The sequence below is a fragment of the Limosilactobacillus mucosae genome, assembly GCF_046939755.1.
GTDB classification, from domain to species: Bacteria; Bacillota; Bacilli; order Lactobacillales; family Lactobacillaceae; genus Limosilactobacillus; species Limosilactobacillus mucosae_A.
On the sequence record NZ_JBKZAY010000011.1, the window covers coordinates 1 to 19,273 of the forward strand.

14 protein-coding genes are annotated in these 19,273 nt (G+C 46.5%); all 14 read left to right on the plus strand.

The window, feature by feature from the left end; genetic code table 11:
- Positions 1 to 319 precede the first annotated feature (319 nt).
- Entirely contained in the window at positions 320 to 1,267 is a 948-nt protein-coding gene (rfbB, locus tag ACLUWI_RS05060) for a dTDP-glucose 4,6-dehydratase (RefSeq protein ID WP_412146426.1), read from the plus strand.
- Between the two features lie 667 nt (positions 1,268 to 1,934).
- Positions 1,935 to 3,023, plus strand: coding sequence for a P-loop NTPase fold protein (locus tag ACLUWI_RS05065; RefSeq protein ID WP_412146427.1), 1,089 nt, complete (start codon positions 1,935 to 1,937; stop codon positions 3,021 to 3,023).
- 536 nt (positions 3,024 to 3,559) lie between these two features.
- On the plus strand, positions 3,560 to 5,791 hold the full coding sequence (nrdD, locus tag ACLUWI_RS05070; protein ID WP_412146428.1) for an anaerobic ribonucleoside-triphosphate reductase: 2,232 nt from the start codon (positions 3,560 to 3,562) through the stop codon (positions 5,789 to 5,791).
- A 153-nt stretch (positions 5,792 to 5,944) separates the two neighbouring features.
- Complete coding sequence (gene nrdG, locus ACLUWI_RS05075; RefSeq protein WP_169462402.1) at positions 5,945 to 6,532, plus strand: anaerobic ribonucleoside-triphosphate reductase activating protein; 588 nt, start codon at positions 5,945 to 5,947, stop codon at positions 6,530 to 6,532.
- A 10-nt stretch (positions 6,533 to 6,542) separates the two neighbouring features.
- Complete coding sequence (gene sufC / locus ACLUWI_RS05080; protein ID WP_272218787.1) at positions 6,543 to 7,313, plus strand: Fe-S cluster assembly ATPase SufC; 771 nt, start codon at positions 6,543 to 6,545, stop codon at positions 7,311 to 7,313.
- On the plus strand, positions 7,310 to 8,503 hold the full coding sequence (locus ACLUWI_RS05085) for a SufB/SufD family protein (protein WP_412146429.1): 1,194 nt from the start codon (positions 7,310 to 7,312) through the stop codon (positions 8,501 to 8,503). The genes sufC and ACLUWI_RS05085 overlap by 4 nt, the downstream gene beginning before the upstream one ends.
- On the plus strand, positions 8,496 to 9,929 hold the full coding sequence (gene sufB / locus ACLUWI_RS05090) for a Fe-S cluster assembly protein SufB (protein WP_412146430.1): 1,434 nt from the start codon (positions 8,496 to 8,498) through the stop codon (positions 9,927 to 9,929). Before ACLUWI_RS05085 ends, sufB begins: the two co-directional genes overlap by 8 nt.
- Before the next feature lie 484 nt (positions 9,930 to 10,413).
- Positions 10,414 to 11,244, plus strand: a complete 831-nt coding sequence (locus tag ACLUWI_RS05095; RefSeq protein WP_412146431.1) for a LysM peptidoglycan-binding domain-containing protein — start codon at positions 10,414 to 10,416, stop codon at positions 11,242 to 11,244.
- 327 nt (positions 11,245 to 11,571) lie between these two features.
- Positions 11,572 to 12,069, plus strand: a complete 498-nt coding sequence (locus tag ACLUWI_RS05100; protein WP_412146432.1) for an acyl-CoA thioesterase — start codon at positions 11,572 to 11,574, stop codon at positions 12,067 to 12,069.
- 686 nt (positions 12,070 to 12,755) lie between these two features.
- Positions 12,756 to 13,388, plus strand: coding sequence for a LysM peptidoglycan-binding domain-containing protein (locus ACLUWI_RS05105; RefSeq protein WP_412146433.1), 633 nt, complete (start codon positions 12,756 to 12,758; stop codon positions 13,386 to 13,388).
- Between the two features lie 230 nt (positions 13,389 to 13,618).
- A complete protein-coding gene (locus tag ACLUWI_RS05110) occupies positions 13,619 to 15,847 on the plus strand; it encodes a phospholipase D family protein (RefSeq protein WP_412146434.1) in 2,229 nt (742 codons plus the stop codon).
- Between the two features lie 402 nt (positions 15,848 to 16,249).
- Positions 16,250 to 17,281 carry an N-acetyl-gamma-glutamyl-phosphate reductase gene (gene argC, locus ACLUWI_RS05115; RefSeq protein WP_412146435.1) on the plus strand — a complete coding sequence of 344 codons (1,032 nt, stop codon included), beginning with the start codon at positions 16,250 to 16,252 and terminating at the stop codon, positions 17,279 to 17,281.
- Between the two features lie 21 nt (positions 17,282 to 17,302).
- A complete protein-coding gene (gene argJ / locus ACLUWI_RS05120) occupies positions 17,303 to 18,526 on the plus strand; it encodes a bifunctional glutamate N-acetyltransferase/amino-acid acetyltransferase ArgJ (RefSeq protein ID WP_412146470.1) in 1,224 nt (407 codons plus the stop codon).
- A gap of 9 nt (positions 18,527 to 18,535) precedes the next feature.
- On the plus strand, positions 18,536 to 19,273 hold the full coding sequence (argB, locus tag ACLUWI_RS05125; protein ID WP_412146436.1) for an acetylglutamate kinase: 738 nt from the start codon (positions 18,536 to 18,538) through the stop codon (positions 19,271 to 19,273).

The window sequence follows — 19,273 nt, forward strand, 5'->3', positions numbered from 1 at the left end:
GATTGAAGGAACGATGGCGAACTCCCGCCAAACCATGCAAGAGAAACTGTCGAATCCATCTTGTCATCGTATTCTGATTGACATGATGCATATCGGCATATACTTTGAGGCCGGATTCTGCCTTTTGATAGCCATAAAGCAACTCTAATCTATTCATTGTCGAATAACTTGAAATACAAAAACCCCCTTAAGGAAATAACACTTTTATTATTTCAAGTGTCACCCTTAAGGGGATTATAGCCGCAAATGATGAGAGCTTTTTCTATTTGAAATAAAGTATTATATTAATTGTAGAGAAAATTATTTGGGGATGATGGTTTTGCGGCTATTGGTAACTGGTGGGGCCGGCTTTATTGGCAGTCACTTTATTGATTACGAACTAGCGCACGATCAAAGCGTTGAGGTCGTTAATCTGGATGCTTTGACCTATGCCGGCAATACTGCCAACAATGCGCAGGCAGCTGGCGATGCTCGCTATCATTTCGTTCATGGCAGCATCAACAATCGGGAGCTGGTTGACTGGCTGCTGCAGGAATTTGCGATTGATCATATCGTTAACTTCGCGGCTGAGTCGCATGTTGACAATTCATTGAAAAATCCGGAGCTCTTTACCAAAACCAACGTCTTAGGCACGCAGGTTTTATTAGATGCTGCCTATCAGGCCAACATTCAAAAATTCGTTCAGATTTCAACTGATGAGGTCTATGGTACGATGGCGCCAAGGCAAGCAGCCAGGGAAAACAATCCGCTGCGGCCCAGCTCGCCATACGCTGCCAGCAAAGCCGGGGCAGACATGCTGGCCATGGCGATGGTGCACACGTTTGGCATGCCAATCTGCATTACGCGCAGCACGAACAACTTTGGCCCTCGTCAGCATCATGAAAAACTATTGCCCATGCTGATTCAAAACGCGCTGCGCAATCGACCGCTTACCATTTATGGTCAAGGGACCGACCGGCGTGACTGGCTGTATGTGAAAGACAACTGCGCGGCCATTGATTTGGTTTTACGTCATGGTCAGTTGGGCCAGATCTTTAATATCGGCGCGCATCAAGAAAAGAGCAACAATGAGGTTACAAAAATGGTGCAGGCGGAATTAGGCTTTTCCGATCAGTTGATTCGTCACGTTGCTGAACGGCCTGGTCATGATCTGCGCTATTCGCTTGATACCAGCCGAATCGAAACTCAGCTGCACTGGAAGAGCCAGACTGATTTTGCAACCGGCTTGCAGGAGACGATTGCCTGGTATCGTAAACATCAGCGTTAAGCACCAGCGCGAAAATCCTCGTGTTAATTGGCCAAAGCGCTGTCTAGTTTCAGCGTAGAAATTCCCGTGTTAATTGACTGATGGCAGCTTTGAATCTGTTTTGCGGTCGTTATTATGATAATTGCTGACTGAGTTTGTGAAAAAATCAGCTACATCTGGGCGGCGCTCTTTGAAATTACCTACTTAATGATGTTTTCGTTATATGATTTATACAGGATTTTTTGCAAAATGACGATTTTGATGAGCTGGTCGTTAGCATTACTGACTGATGATTTCCCACCTTCGATAAGTTAATAGTTGGTCATTAAGACTGTTGGCGGTTCGGGGATCTGGCTGTTGCAAATAAACTCAGGCTATTGCTAAAAATACGATTGCTCCAAGACAATAATTTAAGTACTAAAGCGTCGGACTACCTTTACAATCGTTCGACGTTTTTTAATGTAATGATTTCTCATCGGGATTTATTGCAGTGTATTTTAGAGAATTAGATGACCGTCTGGCTTTTATGCTGGACGGTTTTTCGATTATTATGATGTTGCTGCTGGGTTACAATCTTCTTATGATAAAGTTCTAAAAGAATCTAAAAACTTCTAAAAGAAAAAGCAACTTCTAAAAACTTCTAAAAAGATCTAAAATAAAGACAGCAAGTTAGAAGCGAGGTGATATAATGCAGAATCCGTTCAATCCAACTTTTGGTGATGTGCCTAAGATCTATCTTGATACTGGTAATCAGGCGGAATCGTTGGCTGCGTTGATTAAAAACAGTGAATTTGCTCGTTCGTTCTTTATAACTGGTGTGCGTGGATCAGGTAAAACGACTTTTATGACACAGGTAGAAACATTGCTTAGTCAAGATTTGCAATGCCTGCCAATCAGCTTGATTAATGATGAGCATCTTTTATCGAGTTTTGTCCATCAACTAGAACGGGCCGTCGAAAGTAAGACCGCTGCCCTGGCCAAAAAACTATCAGGGTTTACTGCTGGACCGATTTCATTGTCCTTTAGCAGTGAGGAAGCTGGCAGCGATGTAATCACGCGGGTCGTTGAATTGATGCAGATCGTAAAGAAGAAGCATCAATATGTTTTGGTTACGATTGATGAGGTTGATAATAGCAAGGCAATTCGCAGTTTTGCGCAGGTGTTTAACGACTTGAAACGTCATCAGATGCCAATTTTTACACTAATGACTGGGTTACCAGATTTGATTTTAAATATTCAGACGGAAAATAAAATGACTTTCCTATTGCGCTCTGAAAAGATAACCATGGAGCCTCTAGGAAGCGGCAATACCGCGCTTGGCTATTCCAGAGTGCTTGGATGCGACTGGGTGACTGCCCAACAAATGGCTAACATGGTGCGTGGCTACTCATATGCCTTTCAGTTGCTTGGTTATTTGGCCTTTGAGTATCAAGAAAAGTTGGCGCGTCCGATTCAGCAGGCAGATTTAAAATCGATTGAGCAGCAGTATGTTGTTCAGTTGTTTGATAATGCCTATCAAAAAATTTTCGTTGATCTTTCACCACAAGATAAGAAGTATTTAATTGCTGTAGCTGATCATCGTCAGTTTAAGGATGTCGTTTCAATGATGCATCAGAATGCTTCCTATGTATCGCAATATCGCCGTCGTGCCATTGAGCGTCATCTGGTGGTTCCGGCATCATATGGACAGGTCAACTACACGCTGCCATATTTCGCAGAATATCTAAAAGCGGTCCAAGATCCAAATTCCGTTTACTATGACTATCTTGAGTTTTAGAGGATTGGTTTCGTTTGCCGATATTGAAAAATTAAAACAGCTCGATCGTAATGGTCGGGCTGTTATTTATATATAGTAGAAAAAATTTAAAAATCGTGGCGGCAGCTAGCTCGCAAAAAATTTTTTTAAAGCCTGATCCAATCAGAACTGTCACGTTTTACTCAGCGCTAAATTCTTGTCAAGCCTTGATATGTCAGTCTTTAGCAACTAAGATAGTCTTTGGCTGTTTTTGGAAGTGATGGTGTTTTTATCATATATCCAGAAAAATTTGGGACGATTTTATGAGCATATCAAACGATAAATTAGCTTTGGATTATACATTGAATTCAGTTCGATATGCGATTCACGCCAAATCAAGAATTGAGTTTTAGCATGCTTTTGATTGCCTTAACGTCCGATTATGAAATTTATTTTATAACCCCGAGTTGCAAAGAAAAACCGACAACTACAACATATAGTATTCGAAAAGTCAAGGCTTAACTAGATATAGTATTATGCGCTAATATAGATGGTGTTCAAAAAAGGAGAGGATCACAATGAAGCTGCAGACGGAAAAAAACACCGGGCTAAATAGTCTGGCTGATTTGAAAGTTGTCAAACGGGATGGGACAAAAACGCCCTTTTATGCCTATAAGCTGAACTTGATCTTTAAGTCACTTGACGCGGATTGGGCAACGCAACAATCCGTCTGCCAAGCTTTGTCACAGGCCTTTAAGGATCAGGCAAGCGCCACGACGGTTGAGATTGCCGAGACTTTTGTTGATGGACTGCGCCAAGCGGGTCATGACGATCTGGCCACGCGCTACATTGAATACCGCAAGCAGGATGAAGAAGCCTTTGCCGAGGCCACTAATCCGATGAACAAGCTCCATCAGCTGTTTGGTCGTGATTCCCATATCGTGCACGAAAATGCCAACAAGGATTCACGCGTCTTTAACACGCAGCGGGACCTGGAAGCCGGTGTGGTCAGTCGGGCATTGGGATTAAAGATGCTGCCGGAAGTCGTTGCCAAGGCTCATCTGCGCGGCGACATCCACTGGCATGACCTTGACTACTCGCCGGTAATGCCAGAAACCAACTGCTGTCTGATCGATTTTGACGAAATGTTCAAAAATGGTTTTAAGATCGGCAATGCCTGGGTTTCATCGCCACGATCCATTCAAACGGCGACGGCTCAGATGTCGCAGATTATTGCCAACGTAGCTTCACTGCAATATGGTGGCTGCTCGGCCAACCGCATTGACCAGCTGTTGGAGCCATATGCCAAGCTCAACTACGCAAAGCACATGAAGGATGCCGAAGAATGGGTGGCGCCAGACAAGCGCGAAGCCTACGCCAAGGCCAAGACCAAAAAAGACATCTATGACGCGATGCAGGCACTAGAATACGAAATCAACACGCTTTATTCCAGTCAAGGGCAAACGCCATTTACTACGATTAACTTTGGTCTGGGAACGTCATGGATCTGCCGTGAGATTCAAAAGGCCATCTTGCAGATTCGCATCAAGGGTCTGGGTAAGGAACACCGGACAGCGATCTTTCCGAAGCTGATCTTTACTCTCAAGCGCGGTCTGAACCTCAAGCCAGGTGACCCTAACTATGATATCAAGCAGTTGGCGTTGGAATGCTCCACTAAGCGGATGTATCCTGACCTTTTGATGTACGACAAGATTAAGGAGATTACGGGTTCATTCAAGACGCCAATGGGTTGCCGGTCGTTTTTGCAAGGCTGGAAAGATGAAAACGGCAAAGAGGTCAACTCTGGTCGGATGAATCTGGGCGTGGTTACGGTCAACCTGCCACGGATTGCCTTGGAAGCTCATGGCGACAAGCACCTGTTCTGGCAGATTTTTGATGAAAAGATGAATATTGCTAAAATCGCGCTGGACTATCGAATCAAGCGGACCAAGGAAGCCAAGCCGGAAAACGCGCCCCTGCTTTACATGTATGGCGCGTTTGGCAAGCGGCTAAAGAAAGACGACAGCGTTGATGAAGTCTTCAAGAACAGCCGGGCAACTGTATCGTTGGGCTACATCGGCCTGTATGAGGTCTGCTCAACGTTCTACGGTCCAAAGTGGGAACACAACAAAGAAGCGCATGACTTTGCGGTTTCAATCGTCAAGCAGATGCATGACCTTTGCGCGCAATGGGAAAAAGAGGAAGGCTACCACTTCAGCGTCTACTCCACGCCAGCCGAATCGTTGACGGACACGTTCTGCCGGGATGACGAAAAAAAGTTTGGCCTGGTTGAAGACGTTACTGATAAGGAATACTATACCAACAGTTTCCACTATGACGTTCGCAAGCACCCCACGCCATTTGAAAAGCTCACATTTGAAGAGGACTTCCCTCAGTACGCGGCGGGCGGCTTCATTCACTACTGCGAATATCCCAACCTGCGTCAGAATCCTAAAGCGCTGGAAGCTGTTTGGGACTGGGCATACGATCATGTGGGCTACCTGGGCACCAACACTTCGATCGATCAATGCTTCAAGTGCGGCTTTAAAGGCGAGTTCAAGGCCACGGCGCGCGGTTTTAAGTGTCCACAATGCGGCAACACTGACCCCGCGACCTGTGACGTGGTTAAGCGGACTTGCGGCTATCTTGGCAATCCTCAAGCGCGGCCAATGGTTCACGGGCGGCACGAAGAAATCATTCACCGGGCTAAGCACATGGATCCCGGCATGATCAAGACGGCCGCTGAATTCCAACGGAGCCGGCAGCTGGATGACAAGGCGCATGCCAACATCACCGGCGATCAGATCTAAGTGACCACGCCTGCAAAATATTGCCGACTTAAAATGGCACCATATTAAGATCGGTGCTTCAATCAAAATTAAACAACTTGTGAATACCGCTAAGGGTCCGCATTCGGCTAGACCGAACGTTGGGCCCTTATTGTTTTAGAAAGGAAGAAAATTATGCCCAAAGAACGTCCAATCAGACTCCCTAAGAATCCCAAACCTAAAGAATGGCTGGCCGCAGATCACTCGCTGCAATATATTGCTGACTACAAACCGTTTAACTTTGTCGATGGTGAAGGAGTCCGCTGCAGTCTTTACGTCAGCGGCTGTCTGTTCAACTGTCCCGGCTGTTACAACAAAGCCGCGCAAAACTTCCACTATGGTCAGCCATATTCCCAGGAGTTGGAAGATCAGATTATTGAAGACCTGGATCATGACTATGTTCAAGGTCTGACGCTGCTGGGCGGGGAACCGTTTTTAAATACTCAGGTTTGTTTAAAGATCATCAAGCGCGTGCGTAAGGAGTTTGGCCACACCAAAGACATCTGGTCATGGTCAGGCTACACTTGGGAAGAACTGCAGCAGGAATCCTATGACAAGCTGGAAATGCTGAGCCTGATCGATATTTTAGTTGATGGGCGTTTTTTGGAAGGACAAAAAGATCTGACGCTGCAGTTTCGTGGCAGTGCCAACCAGCGTATCATTGACGTGCAAAAATCATTGAAAGCCAATCAGGTTATTATTTGGGACAAGCTGGTTCACTAGAAAAGAGGCTATCATGACACTAAAAATTAACAATCTGCATGCCATTATCAAAGAAACCGGCGAAGAAATCTTAAAAGGCGTTGATCTAACGGTGCCAACCGGCGAGATTCATGCCATTATGGGTCCTAATGGCACGGGCAAATCAACGCTGTCGGAAACGATCATGGGCTATCCGGCCTATGAGGTCACGCAAGGCACGGTGGAATTTGATGGTCAAGACGTCTTGAGCAGACCAGTCAACGAACGTGCCAGATTGGGAATGTTTTTAGGGATGCAGTATCCGGCTGAGATTCAAGGGGTCAACAATGCCGACTTTATCCGCACGGCAATCAATGCTCAGCGTCCCGAAAACGATCCGCTGCCGGTGATGCAGTTTATTCAACGTCTCCAGGAAAACATGGCCTTGCTGGAAATGCCTGATGATATCACCGACCGTTATTTAAACGTGGGCTTTTCCGGTGGGGAGAAAAAACGTAATGAAGTGCTCCAGATGCTGATGCTGCAGCCTAAACTGGCTATTTTAGATGAGATCGACTCTGGGCTGGATATTGACGCGCTGCGAATCGTGGCCAAGGGGATCAATCATCTGCGTGGTCCGGAATTCAGTGCCCTACTGATTACTCACTATGAGCGGCTGCTGGAATACGTTACGCCAGACAAGATTCACGTCATGGTGGATGGGCAGATCGTCAAGACGGCGGGACCAGAATTGGCTGACGAGCTGGAAGCAGACGGCTATGCTAAGTATGAGCAAATAAGAAGAAATGGCGTGAGCAAATGAATCAACAACTTTTAAGTCAAGTGATGGCCAGTTGCGTGAATGCACCAGACTGGCTGATGAAAAAACGACAATTGGCGGTTTTGCTTCAGGAGCGGTTCAAAAGTACGCCAGCCGCGGAGAAGATCATGACCGTCTGGCGGGAAAATCCCAGACTTGCCCAACTCGACCAAGCAACCGGTGGGCAGGTAAATGCCGATCAAGCCCAAACCGTTACCCAGAATACGGCTGGTTGCGTTAATCTGCCGTTGTTTAAGGCTGCCAACGAGTATCCAGAGCTGCTGCAGGAAAATCTGATGGAAAAGGCGATCTCCTGGCAGGACAGTCAGCTCAATGCCATGCATCTGGCCTTATTGAATGGCGGGCGCTTTATCTATATTCCGGATGGCACGATCGTCAAAGAACCAATTGAACTGACCGTTGACTGTCCATTGCCGAACTATCATAATCTGGTGATCGTCGGTGCTGGCGCGCAGGCAACCATTGTCGAGCACCAAATCGCCACGGGCAGGCAGCCGGCCTATTTTGGCACGGAACTGCTTTTAGGCGATGGCGCGCGGGTCGACTACTATCAGTCCAATCGTTTTTCGGCCGTGCGCAATCACCAGGCGGTCAGGGCATATCAAGCACAGCACTCAGTTTTGAATATGTACCTGGCCTTATTTGACGAGCATGATTTGACGACCGATTTTTATGCCAATCTGGATGGTCAAGGTGGCGAAGCTGAGATCAAAATGGTCACGATCGCCAGTGGTCAGCAGATCCAAGACGTCCAGACGCAGATTCTTAATCATGGTCCGCATACGATCGGCAATATCGTCCAAAACGGTGTGGCCAAGGACAAAGCTGTTTTGAACTTTCACGCGGTTGGCAAAACCGAGCGTGGAGCATATGGCGCCAACTCGCAGCAGCAGAGCCGCATCCTGACGTTGTCTGATGAATGCAAGGGCGAGGCGGATCCCGTGCTGCTGATTGAAGAAAATGACGTTAATGCTGGGCACGCTGCCAGTATCGGCAAGGTTGACGCGGATGATCTCTATTACTTGGAATCACGCGGCCTCAGTGAGCATGACGCGCAGGTATTGTTGACGCGGGGCTTTTTACTGCCGGTTTTAAATCAGTTCCCCGATCAAAAGCTGCGGAAAAATCTGACTACTGAACTGGCGCATAGATTGGAGGAAAAGCATGAGTGATCAAGCAGGTCAACAGGCAGCAGACAAGGCGGCAATTCAAGAGTTCGCCAGTCAGCACTATCAATTTGGTTTTCACGATGATATCAAGCCGATCTTTTCAACGGGGATCGGGCTGACGGAAGAAACGGTTCGGGAAATCTCGCGGCGCAAGCACGAACCAGACTGGATGCTTAAGATACGCCTGGATGCCTATCATCAATATCGGCAAATGAAGCTGCCGACTTTTGGTCCTGATCTGAGTCAGCTGGATCTGGATCAATTGCGCTATTTCCAGCGGCCGACCGATCACGTGGCCCGCAGCTGGGATGACGTACCGCAGGCAATGAAAACGACTTTTGAAAAAATGGGCGTTCCCGAAGCTGAGCGTAAATATCTGGCGGGGGCCACGGCACAGTATGAATCAGAAGTCGTTTATGCCAATCTAAAGCGGGATCTTTCACGCCAAGGAATCATTTTTATGGATACGGATACGGCCGTTCAAAAGCATCCTGAGATTGTCAAAAAGTATTTCGCAACGCTCGTCCATCCCGCTGACAATATTTTCGCGGCTTTAAACACGGCGGTCTGGTCGGGCGGTACGTTTATCTATGTACCAAAAGGCGTGCATGCCGACGCGCCATTGCAGAGCTTCTTTCGGATCAATGCCGAAAACACGGGCCAGTTTGAGCGGACGCTGATTGTAGTTGAGGATGGCGCGAGCGTTAATTATGTTGAAGGCTGCACGGCACCAGTCTATTCAGAAGACAGTCTGCACGCGGCTGTTGTGGAGGTATTTGTCCATCCCGATGCATTTTGCCGCTATACAACGATCCAAAACTGGTCCAGCAACGTCTACAGTCTGGAGACCAAGCGTGCTGAAGCTGAAGCGGGGGCCACGATGGAATGGGTTGACGGTAATCTGGGTTCCAAGGTCACGATGAAATATCCCAGCATCTATCTGCGGGGACGTGAAGCTAAGGGAACCATGCTGTCGATCGCGTTTGCCAATGGTCCGATTGATCAGGATACTGGCGCGCGGATGATTCATCAAGCTCCCCACACGCACTCCACGATCATTTCCAAATCACTATGTCGGGCCGGCGGGATCTGTGACTATCGCGGTGAGGTCAAGATGGATGAAAACGCGCATGGCTCAAGCTCGCATGTTGAATGTGACACGATTATCATGGATGACGATTCGAGTTCGGATACGATTCCATATAATAAGGTGGCAATCGGCGACGTGACGATGGAGCATGAGGCCAAGGTATCCAAAGTTTCTGAAGAAGAACTCTACTATTTAATGTCGCGTGGACTGAGCGAAGAAGAAGCAACTAAAATGATCGTCATGGGCTTTATTGAACCGTTCACCAAGCAGCTGCCGATGGAATACGCGGTAGAGTTGAATCGTTTGATTGACTTTCAAATGGAAGGCTCGGTCGGTTAGGCTGCGCATATAAATGAAAAGCTAAAAAGATGTGTCGGTGGTAACAAAACGTGCAGCTCGTAAGGCAGTTTGGAATTATAAGCTGTTTGATGGAAAAATTACGGTGAATTGGCACCGAAAATACTGATAAAAGATTACAAAATTGTCACAAACAAGGTCATAAATTCCTAAATTTTAGGATTTATGACCTTGTTTTTATGAAAAATAAAAAATTTTTTACTCTAAAATGTTACAAAATCGGCAATTTTTGGCTGTGATGAAAACAGAGTCAAATAAGACCATAATAATGCGATTTATAACGAGTTTAGGCTGACCTAATTTTCGAAATGAAAGCGGATTACATTACACGCTTTTACAGAATTCGCGATTTTTGAGATATTCCGGTAATTGCACGGTAAAGCTGAGGGGTTATAGTATTCAACGTTGATAAAGATAAAGAGCAAGAAACCTAACGAACTACAGATAAAAAGGATGAATCTATTTTATGAAAATTTCTAAGAAAGCTGTTAAAATCTCTGCTGCCGTTGCTGGTGCCGTAGCTTTGGGCACGGTAGGCACGGCAATCACTGCCAATGCCGACACGGTTTACACGGTTCAGTCCGGCGACACGCTGTCTGGAATTTCCGCTAAGTTGGGTCATAACCTGGACTTTGTAGATCAATTGGCATCCAAGAACAACATCGCTAACAAGAACTTGATCTATGTTGGTCAAAAACTGGTTATCTCTGACAATGGTGAGGTATCTTCAGCAACTTCTGAACAGGCTGCTACGTTGCCAAGTGCTACGGCTGAAAACACGGCCACGGCAGAAGACACGACTGCTCAATCTGCAAGTGCTGCTGACTCTACGGCAGTTGACTCCAGTGCTGACCAAGCTGCCAGTGATGCTGCTGCTGCTCAGGCTGCTAGTGCCGCTGCTGCTTCTCAGGCGGCTGCATCCCAAGCCGCTGCTTCTCAAGCACAAGCTGCTGCCCAGGCCCAAGCCGCTCAACAGCAAAGTGCTCAAGTTCAAGCAACTACTTATAACAACTACAACAATAACAACTACAGCACTAACACGACTACCACGACCTACACTTCAACGGTCAGTGGCGATGAAGCGAGTGCTAAGGCTTGGATTGCCAACAAGGAATCTGGCGGCAGCTACACGGCTCAAAACGGTCAATACTATGGTAAGTACCAATTGAGTTCTTCTTACTTGAATGGTGACTACTCAGCCGCCAACCAAGAACAGGTTGCTGATAATTACGTTAAGAATCGTTACGGTTCTTGGACAAACGCACAGCAGTTCTGGCAGACTCATGGCTGGTACTAAAAGTCAGCTTAATTAAATAAAATGAAAAGCAATGGCAATTTTTGGCCATTGCTTTTTTTGAATCAGTGCGTAAGCTGGGACGGTTTGATAAATTGGCGCAACTGGCGGTAATCGGCTAGTCTGGAATGCCAAAAGATGCGAAATCAAATTGAGGCGGAGCAGGTGCTGCTTTAAATCGGCAGTTTAGTTTAGACAGGCCAGCGTTAGTTAGATGGAAGAAACGCGTGAATGGTTCGTCATGTTATAAGAAAGCTAAAGCAGATGTGCGGGCGATTTCTAGTAGTGCTAGAATAAAACGCAGATAATAATTGAGAAGAGGGATTTGTGATGACTGCAATCAACTGTCAACAAACACGAATTGAAACAACGCACCGGATTTTGAATGGCGACTTGAATGAGCATGGGACTCTGTTTGGCGGTCGCCTGTTGGAAGCAGTGGATGCGGAGGCTTCAGTCGCGGCAATGCGGGTTGCCAGAGCCACTTTAGTCACGGCAGCCATGGATCATGTTCAGTTTGTCAAGCCGTTTCACTTGCAGGATGCCATGATTGTCAGGGCAGTGGTTACTGGACTGGGGCATCGGTCAATTGAGGTATTCGTAAAAGTTTTGGGCGAGCACTTAATGACTGGCGAGCGTTTCGTCGGCTTTACCTGCTTTTTGACCTATGTAGTGCCAGGAGCAGAGTCGGGGTTGGCCTACGATGAATTGATTGCTGATAATGATGAGACCAAATATCTGTTGGCAGGCTATCAGGATCGGCGTGCGCAGCGGGCCGCGGTTCGTCAACAGGAGCGCGATTTGTTGGCTCATTTGAGTGGCGACTAGGCGAGCACGTTTACTAGCGGTCTTGAGCTGCCGATGGATTTACTAGCGGTTTGAGAATCATTGGGACGCAGGCAGATTTATTGGCAGCCGTGAACTATTGAGACGCTGGCGAGGTTTATTGATATCTCGCGCAAAACGAACAGTAGGTAGTCTTAGAACCCGCACCTAGAGCAAGCCCGATTTTTTCACAAAACCAGCTGCTTAGCAGTGAAAAGATGGTCGCCGACTGAATTCACAGCAACTGGCAGTGGGGGATGTTCGTTCTGATCTGCTGATTCGTCAACCACCATCGATTAAAGTCATGGAATTTCCAGCTAGAAATAATTAAAATCTTGTTGAATGAAAAATAGACATCCTGTTGTTCAAAGATGTCGATCAAGCAAAAATTCAAGAAAAAATCGTAATTTGCGGGCTGAAATCTTCAAATTTACGGTTTTTTTATTACAGATTATGGTATCCCTAACTTTTTTGTGAAACATTAATGAAAACAAAGCCAGACGCTGACGATAACGTTTTCGACACATATTGTTTAGAATTGATGAAACCGGCTTACATTACGAAACATTACGAAAATGGCGGAATTTGATATTTGCGATTAACCCGCGTGTAACGTTGAACCTGTATAGTAGTCACCGTTGATAAACAAGCAAGATTAAAACAAACGGAAAAGGATGGATTTAACAAATATGAATTTTAACAAGAAAGCTATGAAGATTACCGCAGCCGTTGCTGGTGCCGTTGCATTGGGCACGGTGGGAGCAGCAACTACGGCCAACGCCGACACGACCTACACGGTACAAGCCGGCGACACGCTTTCCAGCATTTCATACAAGTTGGGTCGCAACCTGGACTTTGTTGACCAACTTGCCCAAAACAACAATATCGCCGACAAGAACCTGATCTTCGTTGGTCAACAGCTGACGATCAAGGACGATGGCGAAGTCGTAGTTAATGATCAAAATGGTCAACAGACTGCGGTCGCCCAAGTTCAAACTCAGCCAGCTGCTCAAACGACTGTTGCGCAATCTGCAACGCAATCAGCTGCCAGCCAGGCACCAGCAAGTACGCAATCAATGTACTCTTCTGCTGTTGCTGGTAGCGATGCCGCTGCCAAGGCCTGGATCGCTGCTCGTGAATCTGGTGGCAGCTACACCGCGCAAAACGGTCAGTACTACGGTAAGTACCAACTGAGTTCTTCTTACCTGAATGGCGATTACTCAGCTGCCAACCAGGAACGCGTGGCTGACAATTACGTTGCCAGTCGTTACGGTTCTTGGACGGCGGCTCAACAATTCTGGCAAAGTCACGGCTGGTACTAAAAATCAGTCTGGCAATGCCAAATCATCCCTGATCATTTGATTTCCCAAAAAACGATCTCAATCAATAAACATATTTCCTTACCGAAAGAAGCGGCCGCGTTTTGCGCGTCGCTTTTTTTCGTACGTTGGATCGGGTAAAAGATGGTTCAGCCATGATAAAATGTGGAAAACCGCCAATCCAAAGTGCTGATCTGATACAATCAAAGAAAACAATCTGTAAAGAGGAAAAAATGCTAACTATTTATGACTTAAAAAAACAAACCATGCTCAAGGCTCCTGAATTCTTTGAGTTGACGATGGGTTATGACACTTTAAGCGGCGTATCGTTTGTGGGTTCGTTTAAAATTATTGAACAAGAGCTGTTACCGCGTTTTAAGCAGATTAAATTGATTTTAGGGATGGAGGATCAAAAGACCGGCCAGAATCTGAATCAGTTTTTTGATATTTCACGACGCACCAAGGAAATTGAAAACGCTAGCGAAAATTTCTTAAAGCGAATTGAAGATGAGAGTCTGCAGCTGCATTTCACCAAGGATCATTTGTTTCATAGCAAGTACTTTATCTTAGAAAATGCGGCTCAATTTGCAATTTTCAATGGCTCAATGAATTTGACCAACAAGGCGTTGCACGACAATCATGAGATGATGTGGCTGTATGTCGGTGATAAAAATGATCCCACCGATCAAGCCATCTACCAGGCCCATCAAGAGCTGTTTGAACAAAATTTCACGCAAGACAGTACCGAATACTTAAGTCGTAAGCTGATCAGTCAGCTGCATGAAAAGTCCGCCAATGAGATTGCGGCCGTTTTGACTGACGATACGTTTGATCGGTTGGACGGCAAGACGATTCAAGTGCATACCAAAGATATTGAACAAGTAGTTGACGAAAATAAGCGCGAGCAGATCAGTTATGCCATCAAGCCGGAAGTGGCTCAAACGGTGTCGACGATCTATACCGTCAAGGGCAATCGTCGTCGCAACAAGGAACAGGCCAAAAGTACCGTCAAGCAACTGGTCTACCGGACGTTTAAAAAGGCCCATTCTGAAGAAGCTGATGCCAGTGAGCTTTACCCACAGCCGATGTGGTCGTATCAAAGCGACCAATTGATCGTACAGGATCCATCAGATAATTTATATCATCCACTGGCAGTTGCTGACGATCTGGTTGAGCGCGCTGACGTAGAGAACTTTGTCAAAATCATCAAGAGTTTTCGCTATAACAAAATCAAGGATGAAAGTCAGCAGGCGCTCTCGGCGTTTGTCTATTTGATGACGGCACCTTTGATTTGGAAGATTCGCGCGCTCTACCGGGATTCCAATTTCTCCAAGAGTCCGGATCAGGTGCCGGTCTCGATGGTTTTGATTGGTCGCGGGACAACGGGGAAGACACTGCTGGTGCGCGACTATTTCAAGCCGTTTATTGGAGATGATTCGCCAAGCGTTCAGTATGTCCAGATCAATCAAGGCAATGGCGCGCATACCAACCGTGCTGTTGAGTTTTTGGGCAGCTACCTGCAGTCAAAGCGCTTCGTTTCGCCAATGATTATTGATGAGTTAAACGAAAATTTCCTGCATTCCAAGGTTGCTACCAATGCCATCAAGCAATGGTCCAATACGCTGACCGATATTCACAACGTCAACGTGTTTGCGATGAATCACAATGCCGGTGATCGTACCATCAACAACTTAGAAGAAATTACCAAGCGGGTTTATTATCTTTCATTTGAGGCGGGTTGGAAGGATCCCAAACAGCAGCGCTACGACTATAATATCTTGGTCAACAGCGTCAATGATCATATCTATCGCTGGATGACCTGGCATTTGAACGAACGACTAAACGATCTGACAGGTCAAGAAGAAGAGCACCTGGTGCAGGACTATCTGTATCTAACCAAAAAACTGTTAAACGAGCTGCTGACTCGGTTTGGACTGGCTGATGAATTGGCCGACCTTATCTGGCAAAACTACGACTACAAGGTTGACCGCAATCGTCTAACCTGGAAAATGCTGATCAAGGATGACAACTTTGAGCATGTCGCGTTTACTGAAGGGGATGACCAGCGATTCAGCGTTTCCAAGGCGATTTTCAACAATCTCAAGGGCAGCACCTATGAAAACATCAACCAAACGCTGGACAACTATTATAATATGTTTCCACGCGAATTAGGTGTAGCGCTTGATCAATACGACAACGGCATGGTTTTAGACATCGACCGCTTTGATCAGTTTGTTGGCGAGCCACTGATCAGACGATACTATGAGCAGCTGCATCAAAAAGAAAATCAGCAAGATCAGCTTACTCAGCTGCTTAAAAATCAAGCGCAACAGTCTGCTGAACAAGCTGCGCGTCAAGAAAAACACGATGAGATGATGCTCAAAGCTATGGAGCAGCTGGCTCAAAAAGAACAGCAGCCTAAGCGCCGTGGCATTTGGTCACGCTGGTTTAAAGGCAATTGATGAATAGGGACTGATGGCTGATTGACTGGCTAGCGAGAAATCGTAATCAGCGGGTCAGCGGAAATCGCGCTCTGGTAAATCAATGAAAATTAAGATGAAATAATCTGAAAATGGGTTTGATCTAGTTGGATCGAATCCATTTTTATTTTGCATGTAACGGTATATTTTTAGAATATTATACAATCATCCAAAGAAAAAGATTTGTGGTCGAGTGGTTAATCTTGTTTATTTATTAAAATAATATTCCTTTTTAAAACGCTTAAATAGCCATTTAATAATAATTATTCAATGAATATGAGGTAATCGCCAATAAGAACTTGTCGAATTTTAATTCATGAGTTATATTATCACCAATGATTTTATTAATTTTTTATGCAATCATGAACAAGGAGGTCACAGATTATGAACGCAGCCGTCATCGGAGTGACTGGCTATAGCGGCACGGTTTTGTACCAACTGCTCAGCCAGCACCCAGTTGTTGAAAACATTCACTTGTACGGTCATCAAAAAGATGTTGCCAAGCCACGCTTTTTGAATGACGAAGTAGAGGCCTTCTGTGACCGACGAATCTTGATTGAGCCTTATGATGTCCGAAAAATCATGGCTGAAAATGACGTTGTATTTTTTGCCACGCCGGCCGGAGTAACTTCTAAATTGGCAAAGCCTTATCTGGATGCTCATTTTCCTGTAATTGATCTTTCTGGCGACATGCGCTTGAAGGATCCCGAGACTTATGCCAAGTGGTATCACAAAGATCCGGCACCGGCTGCTGAGCTGGCTCAAGCACAATATGGACTGGCTGATTTTAATGCCGTTCAAAAAGGCTACGTTGCCAATCCCGGTTGCTATGCGACGGCTACGCTGTTAGGATTGGCGCCGCTGATCAAGCAGCATTTGATCGATCCAGACTCGATTATCGTTGATGCCAAATCCGGACTTTCTGGCGCGGGTAAGAAACTGACGGTCAGCTCGCATTTTGCCTGGATCAACGAAAACTCGCAGCCTTACAAAGTCAATCAGCACCAACACATTCCAGAAATTTTGCAGCAGCTGCAGCAATGGGATGCAAACGTCAAGGCCTTGCAGTTTACGACAACGCTGATTCCAGTGACGCGCGGCATCATGGCTTCTATTTATGCCAAGCCGTTGCCGGGCGTTGATGAGCAAGCGATAACCGCGGCCTTTGAAGAATGCTACGGCAAGCGACGATTTGTCCGCTTGATTGAAAATGGCTGGCCAAGCATTAAAGAAGTCAGTCATTCGAATTTCTGCGACCTGGGTTGGGCACTGGATCCCAACAGTCACACGATCCTGGTCGTTTCCGTAATTGATAACCTGATGAAAGGGGCTGCCGGTCAAGCAGTCCAAAACCTGAACCATATGTTTGAACTGGATGAAACGCTGGGGTTGCCAATGGTTCCCAGCTGGCCATAATGAAAGGATGTCTTTAATATGATGGAACCACAAACTACGCCTAATATTGCCTCAATTACCGAAACCGCCTTTACCTGGCCGAAGGGATTTTACAGTGACGGCCTGCATGCCGGTCTTAAAGCCGAAAAACCGGATCTGGGCTGGCTGTTTTCTAAAGTGCCAGCCAGTGCCGCGGGGGTTTATACGACCAACCAATTCTGCGCGGCCCCAACTGCCTTGACGAAAGAAACGATCAACCATGATCATCAGCTGCAGGGAATCATCGTCAACAGTGCAATTGCCAATTCCTGTACGGGGCCCCAAGGTAAGCTGGATGCTTTGAAGGAACAGGCGCTGATGGCTAAAAAACTGGGCGTCAGTCAAAATATGATTGGCGTGGCCTCGACTGGGGTGATTGGCGAAATGCTGCCAATGGATAAGATCAAAGCAGGGATTGCCAAGCTGAAGCAAACCAAATCAGCTAAAGTCACCGAAGCCGTTTTGACTACGGATACGCATACCAAGACGATTGCCGTCAAATTCGAAATCGCGGGTCATCAATGCACGATGGCCGGCTTTTGCAAGGGCTCGGGAATGATTCACCCTAAAATGGCCACCATGCTGGGCTTTGTAACGACGGACGCCAAGATCAGCGGGGCCTGCCTGCAAGATCTGCTTAGCGAAGAAGTCGACACGACTTTTAATCAAATTACGGTTGATGGTGACAACTCCACCAATGATATGGTCGTTACGATGGCTAATGGGCTGGCAATGAAAGATGAAGATGCTTTAACACCAGATCACCCTGACTACCCAGTCTTTGCCCAGGCCTATCATCAAGTGCTGAGCGCGCTGGCCAAAGAAATCGCCCGGGATGGCGAAGGGGCAACCAAGCTGGTCGAAGCCAACGTCAAGGGCGCGGCCAATGATCTGGATGCTCAGCACGTCGCCAAGGCAATCGTGGGTTCCAACCTGGTCAAGGCAGCTCTGTTTGGTCAAGATGCCAACTGGGGCCGGATTATGGGTGCAATTGGCGCAACGGATGCTGATCTGGACGTCAATCGAGTTGACATCAAGATCAATGGTATCAACATCGTTTTGAGCAGCCATGGCGTGGCATTTGACGAATGGCTGCTGCGGCAGAAACTGGCTGAGGATCAGATCAAAATCGACGTTGATCTACACCATGGCTTTGGCAAGGGACAGGCCTGGGGATGCGATCTGACCTATAAATATGTGCAGATCAATGCCTCGTACCGGAGCTAGGAGGTTTAAATGAAAGATCTGATCATTATTAAGATCGGCGGCCAGGCCATCAGTGAGTTGACTGAGGATTTTTTCGAACAGCTGGCCATCTGGCATGCCCAAGGGAAAAAGATTCTGCTGCTGCATGGTGGTGGGCCATTGATCACTAAGCTTTGCCAGCAGCTACAGGTCCCAGTCGTTAAAAAAGATGGCGTCCGGGTAACCGATGCCCAGACCTTGGCACTGACCAAGCTGGTTTTGCTTGGACAGGCTCAGCCATTGCTTTTACAAAAGCTCAGTGAGCACCATTTGCCAGTCGTTGGTGTAAACGCTGCGGACAATCAGATGCTGGTGGGCAAGTATCTGAACCAAAACGTTTATGGCGAAGTGGGAAGTGTTGTTAGTGTCAATCAGTCCGCTTTATTGAAACTTTTGGATAGTTACATCGGCGTTTTGGCACCATTGGCCGTTACTAAAAACGGCAACTGGCTCAATGTGAATGCTGATCAAGCGGCGGCCGATACCGCCAGTTTATTGGGCGCCAAAAAACTTTATTTGATGACTGACGTGGCTGGCGTTTTGAATCATCATCAACTGATTACGCATCTTACTAAGCCGATCTCACAAAAATTAATTGCTGAAAAAATCATCAAAAGCGGGATGCAGCCAAAAATCAAAGCCGCCTTTGCTGCCTGTGCCGCGGGTGTTGAGCAGGTTGCTATCACCAATTGTCTAAAAAATCCCGGCACGATTATTACCAAGGAGTAA

Excerpts from the sequence above, each read along its gene's own strand:
- ACLUWI_RS05065 (WP_412146427.1), top strand. The coding sequence starts at position 1,935 with ATGCAGAATCCGTTCAATCCAACTTTTGGTGATGTGCCTAAGATCTAT.
- nrdD (WP_412146428.1), top strand. The coding sequence starts at position 3,560 with ATGAAGCTGCAGACGGAAAAAAACACCGGGCTAAATAGTCTGGCTGAT.
- nrdG (WP_169462402.1), top strand. The coding sequence starts at position 5,945 with ATGCCCAAAGAACGTCCAATCAGACTCCCTAAGAATCCCAAACCTAAA.
- ACLUWI_RS05085 (WP_412146429.1), top strand. The coding sequence starts at position 7,310 with ATGAATCAACAACTTTTAAGTCAAGTGATGGCCAGTTGCGTGAATGCA.
- sufB (WP_412146430.1), top strand. The coding sequence starts at position 8,496 with ATGAGTGATCAAGCAGGTCAACAGGCAGCAGACAAGGCGGCAATTCAA.
- ACLUWI_RS05095 (WP_412146431.1), top strand. The coding sequence starts at position 10,414 with ATGAAAATTTCTAAGAAAGCTGTTAAAATCTCTGCTGCCGTTGCTGGT.
- ACLUWI_RS05100 (WP_412146432.1), top strand. The coding sequence starts at position 11,572 with ATGACTGCAATCAACTGTCAACAAACACGAATTGAAACAACGCACCGG.
- ACLUWI_RS05105 (WP_412146433.1), top strand. The coding sequence starts at position 12,756 with ATGAATTTTAACAAGAAAGCTATGAAGATTACCGCAGCCGTTGCTGGT.
- ACLUWI_RS05110 (WP_412146434.1), top strand. The coding sequence starts at position 13,619 with ATGCTAACTATTTATGACTTAAAAAAACAAACCATGCTCAAGGCTCCT.
- argC (WP_412146435.1), top strand. The coding sequence starts at position 16,250 with ATGAACGCAGCCGTCATCGGAGTGACTGGCTATAGCGGCACGGTTTTG.
- argJ (WP_412146470.1), top strand. The coding sequence starts at position 17,303 with ATGGAACCACAAACTACGCCTAATATTGCCTCAATTACCGAAACCGCC.
- argB (WP_412146436.1), top strand. The coding sequence starts at position 18,536 with ATGAAAGATCTGATCATTATTAAGATCGGCGGCCAGGCCATCAGTGAG.